The organism is Marinococcus sp. LNHM4E3-1 (assembly GCF_056034405.1).
In genome coordinates, this window is sequence record NZ_JBQLID010000014.1 from 1 (window position 1) to 12,425 (window position 12,425).

At 53.7% G+C, this 12,425-nt stretch carries 10 protein-coding genes; all 10 read left to right on the plus strand.

Features of this window, described 5'->3' with window-relative positions; translation table 11 throughout:
* Positions 1 to 369: 369 nt before the first annotated feature.
* The 10 genes from ACTRXI_RS13480 to nadE all read left to right on the plus strand — a co-directional run bounded on the left by ACTRXI_RS13480 (position 370) and on the right by nadE (position 12,369).
* Positions 370 to 594, plus strand: a complete 225-nt coding sequence (locus ACTRXI_RS13480; protein ID WP_022792130.1) for a YneF family protein — start codon at positions 370 to 372, stop codon at positions 592 to 594.
* A gap of 60 nt (positions 595 to 654) precedes the next feature.
* Positions 655 to 2,406: an ABC transporter transmembrane domain-containing protein gene (locus ACTRXI_RS13485; protein ID WP_474263356.1), complete on the plus strand. Its 1,752-nt coding sequence runs from the start codon at positions 655 to 657 to the stop codon at positions 2,404 to 2,406.
* Entirely contained in the window at positions 2,406 to 4,193 is a 1,788-nt protein-coding gene (locus tag ACTRXI_RS13490) for an ABC transporter ATP-binding protein (RefSeq protein ID WP_474263358.1), read from the plus strand. The genes ACTRXI_RS13485 and ACTRXI_RS13490 overlap by 1 nt, the downstream gene beginning before the upstream one ends.
* Positions 4,194 to 4,293: 100 nt before the next feature.
* Complete coding sequence (locus tag ACTRXI_RS13495) at positions 4,294 to 4,806, plus strand: CcdC family protein (protein WP_462867003.1); 513 nt, start codon at positions 4,294 to 4,296, stop codon at positions 4,804 to 4,806.
* Positions 4,807 to 4,824: 18 nt separating this feature from the next.
* Positions 4,825 to 5,262, plus strand: coding sequence for a DUF1694 domain-containing protein (locus tag ACTRXI_RS13500; protein WP_474263360.1), 438 nt, complete (start codon positions 4,825 to 4,827; stop codon positions 5,260 to 5,262).
* 214 nt (positions 5,263 to 5,476) lie between these two features.
* Positions 5,477 to 8,215: an aconitate hydratase AcnA gene (gene acnA / locus ACTRXI_RS13505; protein ID WP_474263362.1), complete on the plus strand. Its 2,739-nt coding sequence runs from the start codon at positions 5,477 to 5,479 to the stop codon at positions 8,213 to 8,215.
* A gap of 195 nt (positions 8,216 to 8,410) precedes the next feature.
* Positions 8,411 to 10,774 (plus strand): AAA family ATPase, encoded by a 2,364-nt coding sequence (locus ACTRXI_RS13510; RefSeq protein WP_474263364.1) that lies wholly within the window; start codon positions 8,411 to 8,413, stop codon positions 10,772 to 10,774.
* Positions 10,749 to 11,216 carry an acyl-CoA thioesterase gene (locus tag ACTRXI_RS13515; RefSeq protein WP_474263366.1) on the plus strand — a complete coding sequence of 156 codons (468 nt, stop codon included), beginning with the start codon at positions 10,749 to 10,751 and terminating at the stop codon, positions 11,214 to 11,216. Before ACTRXI_RS13510 ends, ACTRXI_RS13515 begins: the two co-directional genes overlap by 26 nt.
* The gene (locus ACTRXI_RS13520) at positions 11,200 to 11,520 is read left to right on the plus strand and encodes a hypothetical protein (protein ID WP_474263368.1); all 321 of its coding nucleotides are present in this window, start codon (positions 11,200 to 11,202) and stop codon (positions 11,518 to 11,520) included. Before ACTRXI_RS13515 ends, ACTRXI_RS13520 begins: the two co-directional genes overlap by 17 nt.
* 21 nt (positions 11,521 to 11,541) lie before the next feature.
* Positions 11,542 to 12,369, plus strand: a complete 828-nt coding sequence (nadE, locus tag ACTRXI_RS13525) for an ammonia-dependent NAD(+) synthetase (RefSeq protein WP_474263370.1) — start codon at positions 11,542 to 11,544, stop codon at positions 12,367 to 12,369.
* Positions 12,370 to 12,425 lie beyond the last annotated feature (56 nt).

A 12,425-nucleotide genomic window follows, 5' to 3' on the forward strand; every position in this document is an offset into this window, starting at 1 on the left:
GATCTGGCGGACCAGGTGGTCCGCGGGCACTAACTGATCCAACTGAATGGTCGCTTCCCGGTAACGAGCTTCTTCCGCATTCCGCTTCATCATGCGCCATAACCCCTTTTCAGGCTATTTCTTTTTATCATAGCATAAAAAACTGCCGACACGCTCTAAAATTAGAGCCATTGTCGACAGTCTGTGAGAAAGCAGCCGGCCGGCTGCTTTCTCTTATTTTCATCCGGGTGAAAAATTAAGCACCGGTGCTGAATCTTTCGAATCGGTGCTTTCTTTACATAAAAGAATGCGTTATAATAAACAAGGTCTGTTTAGAGACGCTAACAACACACACATATATGTTAGGTATTCGGGAAAGGGGTAAGACACATGGGCTGGCTATGGTTAACAATTATCGGCATTGTCATTTTACTAGTTGGTATAGCCATCGGTTTCTTTATCGCAAGAAAAACGATGATGAACTATTTGAAAAAGAATCCTCCTATTAATGAACAAATGCTGCGCGTTATGATGATGCAGATGGGGCAGAACCCATCCCAGAAGAAGATCAACCAAATGATGAAAGCAATGCAGCGACAACAAGATAAGAAATAACGATCAGCACCCTTCTAGCTTCTAGAGGGTGCTTTTTTATCCATAGAGAGGGTGAGACGGATGCGCGCTTTTTGGGATTTGCGCTGGTTTTTCTGGCAGGAACGGTTCAAGTACAGCTTCGGGATCCTGCTGCTCATTATTGTGGCCCTGCTTTCCCTTCTGCCGCCGTATGTGGTCGGGGTGGTGGTCGATGCGATCGAACAAAACCGCCTGACGACCGGCATGCTGACCGGCTGGATGGGTGCAATGGTTGCGGCAGGGATATGTATGTACGTGCTCCGGTATGTCTGGCGTATTATGATTTTCGGTTCCTCGCTTCATCTCGGCCGTACGCTCCGCTACAATTTGTATCAGCACTTCACGCGGATGAGCAGCGATTTTTTCGGGCGGAAGCGGACGGGGGATTTGATGGCACACGCCACCAACGATATTACCGCGGTGCAGATGATGGCCGGGCAGGGCGTCTTAACGATTGTGGATTCGCTCGTCATGGGGGGATTCGTCGTTTTGGCCATGGCGATCGGCATCAGCTGGCAGCTGACGCTGATTACGCTTCTGCCGATGCCGCTGATGGCTCTGTTAACAAGCTGGTACGGCCATCTGCTTCATCAGCGGTTTGGCGCTGCCCAGCAGTCCTTTTCGCAGCTGAACAACCGGACGCAGGAAAGCATTTCCGGCGTGAAGGTAACAAAAACGTTCGGGTACGAACAGGAAGACATCGAAGCGTTTGATGAGCAGTCCCGGGACGTTGTGGACAAAAACGAGCGGGTCGCCCGCATTGACGCCCTGTTTGATCCGACAATCACCCTTATCATCGGCGTATGCTATCTGCTCGCGATTGGCTTTGGCGCCGGATATGTGAACGAGGGAACGATTACCATCGGGCAGTTAACGACGTTCAGCGTTTATCTGGGTATGCTGATCTGGCCGATGCTTGCGTTTGGATGGTTTTTTAACATTATTGAACGCGGGCACGCGTCGTATGACCGCATTCGTAGCCTGATGGCCGAGCGGACTGACATTACCGACCAGAAAGCCGGAGTGCAGGACGTGCCGGCCGGGGCGGTGCAGATAGATATAGATGAATTTTATTACCCGCGTTCGGAAACGAGCGCGCTGCACGATATTCACGCGTCCGTGCAGCCGGGACAGACCATCGGGATCGTCGGGCGGACCGGGAGCGGGAAAACAACGCTTTTGCGGCTGCTTCTCCGGGAGCTGAAAAGCGGAGACGGAGCCATTACGATTGGCGGAACGCCGGCGGAGGCCTATTATCTGGATACGTACCGCCTCGCATTCGGAAATGTGCCGCAGGAGCATTTCCTGTTTTCGATGACGCTGGCAGACAATATCGCTTTCTCCAACCCGGAGGCCACCCAGCAGGACATTCAGCGTGCGGCCGGACTCGCAGCCATTCATGACGATATTGTGGCGCTTCCCTACGGATACGCGACAGCTGTCGGGGAGCGCGGTGTCACTCTTTCCGGAGGCCAGAAGCAGCGGATTTCGATTGCGAGGGCTCTTCTGCAGAATCCGGAAATTCTCATCCTCGATGATGCCCTGTCCGCTGTGGACGCAAACACCGAGCAGCAGATCCTCGAAGCGCTGAAGCAGGAGTGGAAGGGGAAAACGACCTTTATCGTTACGCACCGCATGAGCACGGTAAAAGAAGCGGATGCGGTATGGGTGATGGAGCACGGCACGATCATCGAAAACGGATCCCACCGTGCTTTAATGGAAGCCGGAGGCATCTATGCAGAAATGGTGGAGCGCGAAGAACTGAAGGCCCAGGTGGAAAGGGGGGACCGCTGATGCTGCACGAGGATAAAGTGTTAACCAAACAGGAGCAGCGGGCGATCGTGAAGCGGCTGTTAAAGTACGCGGGTGTCCACAAACAGCTGCTGGCGTTTGCCTGTACGTTTCTTGTGATCGGCGTCGGCGCGGAGCTTCTCAGTCCGTATCTCGTAAAGGTCTTTATTGACAGCTACGTGACGCCGGGAGTATTTCCGGTGGATGAATTGGCGTGGCTCGCGGCCATTTTCGCAGCGGCCACCGTTCTTTCCGCGGTGATGGTGTATTTTCATACGTACTGGTTTCAGCGCATTGCGCTGAAAAGCATCCAGCAGATTCGTGTAGACGTATTTTCGAGCGTCGAGGGCGCATCGATGCGTTTTTACGACCAGACACCGTCCGGGGCGCTCGTGAGCCGGATAACCAACGACACCGAACGGATCCGGGAGCTGTACATGGAAGTGCTATCGACCTTTATCCAGAACGGGGTGTTTCTGGTCGGGGTGCTTATCGCCATGTTCTTCCTGGATGTCCGCCTCGCGGCAGCCGCGATACTGATTATGCCGCTTCTGCTTCTGCTGATGATGCTCTACCGCCGCTACAGCGCCAGGTACTACGGGGAAATGAGCGGCAAGCTGAGCCGGCTGAACACGAAAATTAATGAAAGCCTTCAGGGCATGTCGGTGATACAGCTGTTCAGGCAGGAAAACCGGATGAAACGGGAATTCTCCGGGATCAATGATGCCCACTACGAAGCCGGGCTGAAAAGCATGAAAATTGACGGCCTGCTGCTTCGCCCGGCGATCGACCTCGTGTCGGTGCTTGCTCTCGTCGGCGTGCTGTCGTATTTTGGCATTTTATCCATGGAAGGGGCCGTACAGGTCGGAGTGATTTATGCCTTCGTCAACTATTTTGAGCGTTTCTTTGAACCGGTGAATGAAATCATGCAGCAGATGTCGCTGTATCAGCAGTCGATTGTTTCCGCCGGCCGGGTATTTCATTTAATGGATGTGACCGGTCAGGAGGCAGCAGTGACCAGGGGACGGCAGACTGGAGAAGCCTCACGTAGCGGAGAGATCGAATTTGATCACGTGACGTTCAGCTATGACGGCGAGCACCCGGTCCTCCGGGATATTAATCTGTCGGTAAAAGAAGGCGAGACGATTGCGATTGTCGGCCATACCGGCAGCGGTAAAAGCTCCATCATTAACCTGCTGCTCCGGTTTTATGAACACGATGCCGGCGCCATCTTTCTCGGCGGCAAGGACCTGCAGCGCTGGCCGGAAGAGGCGCTGCGCCGGCACGTCGGGCTCGTGCTTCAGGATCCGTTTTTGTTTACCGGCACGGTGCGGGAAAACATTGCGATGCACAACCACCGGCTGAGCGATGAAGAAGTGCGGCAGGCGGCTGCTTTCGTCGGGGCGGATCAGTTTATCGAAGCACTCCCGGACCAGTACGATGAACAGGTGGGAGAGCGGGGGAGCTCGTTTTCGAATGGGGAAAAACAGCTGATCACGTTTGCCCGGACCGTCGCCCATGACCCGAAGGTGCTCGTACTCGATGAGGCAACGGCAAATATCGACAGCGAAAGTGAAGCAGTTATCCAGCGGGCGCTTGCAAGCCTCCTGGAAAACCGGACGACCATCATGATTGCCCACCGGCTCTCCACGATCCGGCACGCCGATCAGATTATCGTCCTGCATCAGGGTGAAATTGCTGAACGCGGGACGCACCAGGAGCTGCTTGCCTCCGGGGGGCTGTATGAAAAAATGTACCGGCTTCAGCATGAAAATGAAGAAGTGCTGTAAAAGAGGGAACAATTGCGGGCCGCCGCTTCGGGGTGTATCATAAAGGCAGGAAAGCCTTCATGTGATACACCCTATTTTTATAGAAAGGAAGGCGGCCGAAGTGAGTACACTGCTGATTATTACGACCCTCACGGCCTTTTTTATGGCTTCTGTCGTGATCGTCATCCGTATGAAAGCCATTAAGCAGCCGGCGACATTCAAAAAAATCGTGCTGCCGCCGTTTTTCATGGCGACGGGAGCGCTGATGTTTGTTTACCCGCCGGCCCGTCCGACCGGGCTTGAGGTCGGCGAGGCGCTTCTCGTCGGGTTTGTTTTCTCCTTTCTGCTGATGGCCACCACGTCTTTTGAAATAAGGGAACGCCGGATTTTTGTTCGACGGTCCAAAGCTTTTTCATTCATTCTGGTCGGCCTCTTAATTGTGCGGACGATCATTAAGCTGATCATCGGCGATGCGATTGAGCCCGCAGTGCTTGCCGGAATGTTCTTTCTGCTGGCATTTGCCATGCTCGTGCCGTGGCGCGTCTACATGGCCGTGAAATACAAACAGCTCGAAAAGGTTCTTCAGCGGGAGCCGGAGCCTGACAGCTCCGTACCCTCCCGTCATTCATCCTAATGAAAGGGAGAAGTGCCCATGTCCAATGATGTAAACGAACACCTTCAAAATGAAATACACGGAAAGAAACTGCCCAATGAAGCGGAGCGTCGTCTGTATCTTGATACGTACCGCGAACGCGTCATTCTGGCGCTGACAAAAAAACAGGTGATGGAAAAAGGAATACGCCAGGAAGTGCTGAATGCAATGCACGACCGTAAGGCGAAGGAAGTACTCGTCGACGGCCATCTGAGCCTTGAGGCGCTGCGGCCGTACCGGAAAGCAGCCGAAACCCGGCGCGTTCCCTACCGGCGCGTCACGCACGACGATCCGGAGGGCACGTACGGACTGGTCGTCACGTCCGACACCGCGATTAACCGCGAGGACGTATTTGCCGAGGATGAACCGGAAGCAGATGCCGGAAATCCGGACGCGGGAGAGAAAAAACCGTGGTGGAAAAAGCTGCTCGGAATCTGACAAACGAAAAAAAGAGGCAAGCGTTTTCCGAATTTTTATCCGAAAATATTTATCTTTGAGGAAAGTTTTGCTATTCTATGAAAGTGGGTCGAGAAACAGATCAGGAAAGGCGGCAGTGAAGTAATACAGCTGCAGGCCTTTCTGCTTATCCTCATCTACTTTTTCGACAACGTTATTGGATTGTTGTATAATAGATCAAGAAGGAGGGGTACATATGGCTCAAAATCAAGACGTATTCAATGCTCGCAAGGCTTTTGAATCGAATGGCAAAACGTATTATTATTACGACATTAAAGCCATTCAGGATGCAGGAGTCGGCGATGTGTCGAAGCTGCCATATTCCATTCGTGTGCTGCTCGAATCTGTACTAAGACAGTTGGACGGACACGTAATTAAACAGGAACACGTAGAAAGCTTAGCAAAATGGGGATCGGAAGAAGGCTCCAAGTATGACGTGCCATTCAAACCATCCCGCGTTATTCTTCAGGACTTTACCGGGGTTCCGGCAGTCGTGGACCTTGCATCGCTTCGAAAAGCAATGAATGATTTCGGTGGAGACCCGGATGTCATCGACCCGGCAATTCCGGTTGATCTTGTGGTGGACCACTCAGTACAGGTGGACCGTTACGGTACTGATGACTCGTTAAACCAGAACATGAACTTTGAATTTTCGAGAAACGAAGAGCGCTACAAGCTCCTCAGCTGGGCAACCAAAGCGTTTAACAACTACAGCGCTGTACCGCCGGCTACAGGCATTGTGCACCAGGTGAACCTGGAGTACCTTGCTTCCGTCGTACACACAAAAGAAACAGAAAACGGCGAAGTGGACACGTATCCGGATACACTCGTTGGTACGGACTCCCACACGACTATGATCAACGGCCTTGGCGTCCTTGGCTGGGGTGTTGGCGGTATCGAAGCGGAAGCGGGCATGCTGCAGCAGCCATCCTACTTCCCGGCACCGGAAGTGGTCGGCGTTCGTCTCGTAAACTCCCTGCCGAATGGTTCGACAGCGACAGACCTGGCGCTGCGCGTTACCCAAAAGCTCCGGGAAACGAACGTTGTCGGCAAATTTGTGGAATTCTTCGGCGAAGGCCTGGCGGAAATGCCGCTTGCTGACCGGGCGACGATTTCCAACATGGCACCGGAATACGGCGCGACCTGTGGGTTCTTCCCGGTTGACGAAGAAGCGCTCAACTATCTGCGCCTGACCGGCCGCGATGAAGAGCATGTGCAGCTTGTAAAAGACTACTGCAAGCACAACCACATCTTCTTTGATCCATCCGAAAAAGAACCGCAGTTCACCCAGGTGATTGAAATTGACCTGGCGGCTATTGAACCAAGCCTGAGCGGACCGAAGCGCCCGCAGGACCTGATTACTTTATCCGACATGAAAAAACAGTTCAATGATGCGCTTACGGCTCCAGCCGGCAACCAGGGATTCGGCCTGTCTCCGGAGGAGATCGACAACGAAGCGACTATCGAACATCCAAACGGCAAAACGTCGACGATGAAAACCGGGGCGCTTGCCATCGCAGCTATCACAAGCTGTACGAACACGTCCAACCCATACGTGATGATCGGTGCAGGCCTTGTCGCCCGTAACGCGGTGGAGAAAGGGCTTGAAGTACCGGAATACGTCAAAACATCTCTCGCTCCAGGTTCCAAAGTTGTTACCCGCTATCTTGATGATTCCGGCCTGATGCCGTATCTGAACGATCTCGGGTTTAACCTGGTCGGCTACGGCTGTACCACGTGTATCGGCAACAGCGGACCGCTGCTCGAAGAGATCGAAAAAGGGATTACAGACAGCGATCTGCTCGTATCATCCGTACTGAGCGGTAACCGTAACTTTGAAGGACGGATTCACCCGCTCGTCAAAGCCAACTACCTGGCATCGCCGCCACTTGTTGTAGCGTACGCGCTGGCCGGCACAGTTGACTTTGATATGTACCGTGATTCGTTCGGCAAGGATAAAGACGGAAATGACGTATACTTTAACGACCTGTGGCCGTCCGCGACGGAAATCAAAGACTTTATCACGCAAAACGTGTCTCCGGACCTCTTTAAAGAAGAGTACGAGAATGTCTTTGACAACAACGAGCGCTGGAACGAGCTGCAATCGGACGAAAATGCGCAGCTGTACGACTTTGACGATGATTCCACGTACATTCAGAATCCGCCGTTCTTTGAAGAAATGTCCAAGGAGCCGGAAGACATTAAACCGTTGAGCGCTCTGCGGGCTGTCGCTAAATTCGGCGACTCGGTTACGACCGACCACATTTCTCCGGCAGGGTCCATCGCAAAGGACAGCCCGGCTGGCCGCTACCTGATGGAAAAAGGACTGAAGCCCGCACAGTTTAACTCGTACGGTTCCCGCCGCGGTAACCACGAAGTGATGATGCGCGGAACGTTCGCCAACATCCGGATTAAAAACCAGCTGGCGCCTGGCACAGAGGGTGGATATACGACCTACTGGCCAAACGGTGAAGTGCTGTCCATCTATGATGCAGCGATGAAATATAAAGAGGAAAACACTGGCCTGCTTGTAATGGCCGGCAAGGATTACGGCATGGGAAGCTCCCGTGACTGGGCAGCGAAAGGGACGAACCTGCTTGGCATTAAGACCGTTATTGCGGAAAGCTTCGAGCGTATTCACCGCAGTAACCTTGTGCTGATGGGCGTGCTCCCGCTGCAGTTCCAGGAAGGCGAAAACGCTGATTCTCTCGGTCTGACCGGAGAAGAGCAATTCGATGTAAAAATTGATAATACCGTAAAGCCGCATGACATGATAGACGTCGTTGCCACTGATCAGGACGGCAAAACGACTACCTTCCAGGTAGTTGCCCGTTTCGACAGTGACGTTGAGATGGATTACTATCGTCACGGTGGTATTTTGCAGATGGTTCTCCGCAACAACCTTGAAGCGGCAGAAGCAAAACGCAATCAATAATGTTTAGAAGAAGGCCCCGGTTCCCCGGGGTTTTCTTTTGAAAGAGGTTTAAAATTTCACATACCGTAATGATAAAATTTGTCACACCTTCATCAACCTCTTATAATAAAAATAAGGACTAATGCGTGTTCAACCAGGGAATACGATAAAGATGACTACTCATTTTCGTCCTTTTCCCGATAGGGGGTGCCTTTATTGCAAATTAACGAGCAAAATAACATTTACGATATAATCGATAGATGGGAAAAAGAAGAAAATAATATCACAGTCAAACGGGCCTACGAGTGCATCCGGACACTGGAGGAAAACGAACAGCCCTCCGGCTGCGCGCGTGTGTACGCGCTCATGGCCAGAGACCGATGGAAGCACCAGCGCCGGTTTGACCCGATGATCCGCAACTGGCTGCAAAAAGCAGAGGAGCTTGACGATTCGGTGCCGCTTCTGCAACAGCTCCGGCCGATGGAGCGGATCGACAGCATTCAGGAAAATATTCTGGATACCCAGCTGACGCCGCTCCGCGAAACGGATCCGGCATCGGCCCGCTACCGCGTTGCTGAACAGCTGCGCGAGCAGTGCCGTCAAATGATTCAGTATCTTGATGATACGCTGGACACGTGGAATCCGGAAGAATTGACCGTGGACTTTTTAAACGTGGTGGAAAATGAACACCTGCGGGAGCTTCCGTTTCTGCTTGAAAACATCAAACAGGCGTGCGAACGGCTGGCGTCGAGCGCCCAGGCCTATATGGATACCGCGTCGGGATCGTTTTATTCGCCCGAAGCTGTGCGCGAGATTAAAGAAGCGATCAGCCATGTAGAGCAGCTGAAGGAAAAGTGGAACGAAGCGTCGAGCTCACTCACGAAGGTGGGCGAGGAGTATGCCGACCCGCTTGAAGAGCTGAATGACATGATCGGCCTGCACGGTGTGAAGGCCCGCGTCCATAATATGTATCATTATCTGCAGTACCAGAAGCGGCGGAAGGAGCAGGGGTACCAGTGGAAGGATGAACGGAGCCTTCATATGATTCTGACGGGCAACCCCGGCACGGGCAAAACGATGCTCGCCCGCCTGCTCGCTAAAATTTATCATCAGCTCGGACTGCTGCAGCGTGATGAAGTGCTTGAAACCGACCGTTCCCGCCTCGTCGGCTCATACGTCGGTCAAACCGAGGAAAAAACCATGGCGCTGATCAAGGAAGCGGTCGGCGGTGTGCTGTTCATTGATGAGGCCTACAGCTTAAAACGCGAAGGAATGGCCGGAAACGACTTCGGACAGACGGCGATTGATACCCTGGTCTCGGCGATGACGAGCGGGGAGTACGCCGGTACGTTTGCCGTTATTCTCGCCGGCTACCCGGAAGAAATGCGGCAGTTTCTGCACGCGAATCCGGGTCTTCGCAGCCGGTTTCCGGAAAGCAACCATATCCATCTGCCCGACTACAGCATGGATGAGCTGATGGAAATCGGGGAAAAGGTCGCACTTGAAAACGACTTTTTCCTGAGCGAGGAAAGCAAACGGGTGCTAGAAGAACGGATCGAAAAGGAACAGGTGGACGAAACGTTCGGCAACGGCCGGACCGTAAAAAACATCGTACTCGACAGCATTTTCCAGAAGGGGGCGGCGATCGGCAACCAGGACTATATCGGCATCGACGACTTTTCGCTGTTGACCGCTGAGGACATCCAGGAGCCGGAAGGCGAACAGCCGAAGGACAAACGCTCCGCCGTGCAGCAGCTCGATGACTTCATCGGCCTCGACCACGTCAAACAGGAAATGAAAAAGCTTGCCTCCTTTATCCGGGTGCAGCAGCAGCGCCGCGAAGAAGGGGCGCCGACTGTGCCGATCCAGCTTCATACCGTCTTTTCCGGACCGCCGGGCACGGGCAAGACGACGCTCGCCCAGGTGTATGCCGGCATCCTGAAGGAATACGGGTTTTTAAAGCGCGGTCACTGCATCGTCGCGGGCCGAAGCGACCTCGTCGCCGAGTACGTCGGCCAGACAGCCGCGAAAACGAAGCGGAAGGTTCGTGAAGCCCTCGGCGGGGTCCTGTTTATTGACGAAGCGTATGCCCTGATGTCGAGCTCGCGGAGCGACTTCGGCCGGGAGGCGCTTGATACGCTCGTCGAAGAAATGACCAAGCACGACGAAAATCTGGTGGTTGTTCTTTCCGGCTATCCGGAGCCGATGCAGCAGCTGCTTGAAATGAATCCAGGGCTTGAATCCCGCTTCAAAAAAACCTTTTACTTCCCGCCGTATACGCCCGAGGATCTGGCCGAGATTACAGAGCGCTCGGTCGAGCGGTTCGGCTATCATTTTGAGCCGGAAGCGCGCGAGCTGCTTGAAAGCAGGTACGCCATTTCCAACACGGATGGCAACGCCCGGCTCGCCGAAGACGTGGCTGAAGAAATCTTTCAGCAGCAGGCCTTCCGGCTGTTTCAGTCGGAGCAGAACGATGAAAATCTGCACGAACTGACGGCCGAAGACGTAAAGCATGCGCTTGAAGTACGAGTGAAATCCGAAGGAGAAGAAGGACATGAAGAGCGTTCATACACCAATTGAAGTACGATATGCTGAGACGGACCAGATGGGCATCGTCCACCACGGCTCCTATGTGGTCTGGTGCGAAATTGGGCGTACGCATCATATGAAGGAGATGGGTTTTCATTATCCGGATATCGAAAAAGCCGGCTATTTGTTCCCGGTGCTTCACATTGATATCGATTACGAAACGCCGGCCGTCTATGGCGAGGATGTAGAAATTGAAACGTGGATTGATTCTTATGACGGAGTACGTGTAAAATATGGGTATATTGTGACTAACGCTAAAGGAGAGACGTGCATCCGGGCGTTTTCAAGCCACGTGTGCGTCCGTAAAGAAACGTTTAAGCCGGTGGCCATCCGCAAGGCGCTGCCGGACTGGCATGAGGCCTACAACCGGCTGGCGGGGCAAACACCCGCCGGATCTGCCAAAGGTGGTGGAGACGATGGCGTTTGGCATTAAAGCCCATGAGCTGAAAGCCTGGAAACGAAAGGCTGCGGCAGGCGAAGTAGCCCTGCTGACGCATTACTGGTATGACCCGCGCTTTCCCGACTGTGATACGGTCACAAAAGCCTCCTGCCGGGATGTGGAAACACTTGCGCGCTGGGGCAGACAGTACGGGCTGAAGGCCGGATGGATCCATTACCGCGAAGACTATCCGCATTTTGACCTGCTGGGGGACTATGAAGCGCATATTCTGTCCGAGGAAAAGCAGTGGACGCAGATGCAGCGGTTTGGTATCCAGGCTCCCCGTTCAAACAAATAATTTAATCTGGAGGCAGGAACTATGAATGCAACGCAGAATGAAATTATTGAAGCACTGCAGACGACGCCGGAGATTGATCCGAAGCAGGAAATCGAACGCCGGGTGCACTTTTTAAAAGAATACGCGAAGCAGGCCGGAGCCAAAGGCTTTGTTCTCGGCATTTCCGGCGGCCAGGATTCGACGCTCGCCGGCAAGCTCGCCCAGATGGCTGTGGACGAGCTTGAAACCGAGCAGGCCGTGCCGTTTAAATTCGTCGCGCTCCGTCTGCCGTACGGCAAACAGCATGATGAAGACGATGCATCGAAAGCACTCGAATACATCGAGCCGCAGGAAACGTATACGATCGACGTGCAGCCGGGCGTGGACGCGTCCGTGCAGGCGTTTGAACAGGCCCTCGGAACGACTATGTCCGACTTTATCAAAGGCAACACAAAGGCCCGGGAGCGGATGAAGGCCCAATATGATGTTGCGGGAGCTGAAGGGCTGCTGGTGCTCGGCACCGACCATGCGGCAGAAGCGGTCACCGGCTTTTATACGAAGCACGGGGACGGCGCCTGCGACGTGGCACCGCTGTTTGGACTGAACAAGCGCCAGGGCAAAATGCTGCTGCGCGAGCTTGAAGCACCGGCATCGACGTTTGAAAAAGTGCCGACCGCCGATCTTGAAAGCGACCGGCCGGGCCTTCCGGATGAGGAAGCACTCGGGCTGACGTACGATCAGATTGACGACTTTCTCGAGGGCCGCGCCATCGATACCGAAGCCCACGAGCGGCTGGTGGGCATGTATAACAGGACAGCCCATAAACGGGAATTGCCGGCAACGTTATACGATACGTGGTGGAAAGAATAAAAGCGTCTGCGGATGGTCCCTTGCGGCCATCCGTTTTTACCAATACGGAATGACTG

Bases quoted from the DNA above. Each gene is read 5' to 3' on its own strand.
- acnA (WP_474263362.1), top strand. From the start codon at position 5,477: ATGGCTCAAAATCAAGACGTATTCAATGCTCGCAAGGCTTTTGAATCG.
- ACTRXI_RS13480 (WP_022792130.1), top strand. From the start codon at position 370: ATGGGCTGGCTATGGTTAACAATTATCGGCATTGTCATTTTACTAGTT.
- ACTRXI_RS13485 (WP_474263356.1), top strand. From the start codon at position 655: ATGCGCGCTTTTTGGGATTTGCGCTGGTTTTTCTGGCAGGAACGGTTC.
- nadE (WP_474263370.1), top strand. From the start codon at position 11,542: ATGAATGCAACGCAGAATGAAATTATTGAAGCACTGCAGACGACGCCG.
- ACTRXI_RS13490 (WP_474263358.1), top strand. From the start codon at position 2,406: ATGCTGCACGAGGATAAAGTGTTAACCAAACAGGAGCAGCGGGCGATC.
- ACTRXI_RS13500 (WP_474263360.1), top strand. From the start codon at position 4,825: ATGTCCAATGATGTAAACGAACACCTTCAAAATGAAATACACGGAAAG.
- ACTRXI_RS13515 (WP_474263366.1), top strand. From the start codon at position 10,749: ATGAAGAGCGTTCATACACCAATTGAAGTACGATATGCTGAGACGGAC.
- ACTRXI_RS13520 (WP_474263368.1), top strand. From the start codon at position 11,200: ATGGCGTTTGGCATTAAAGCCCATGAGCTGAAAGCCTGGAAACGAAAG.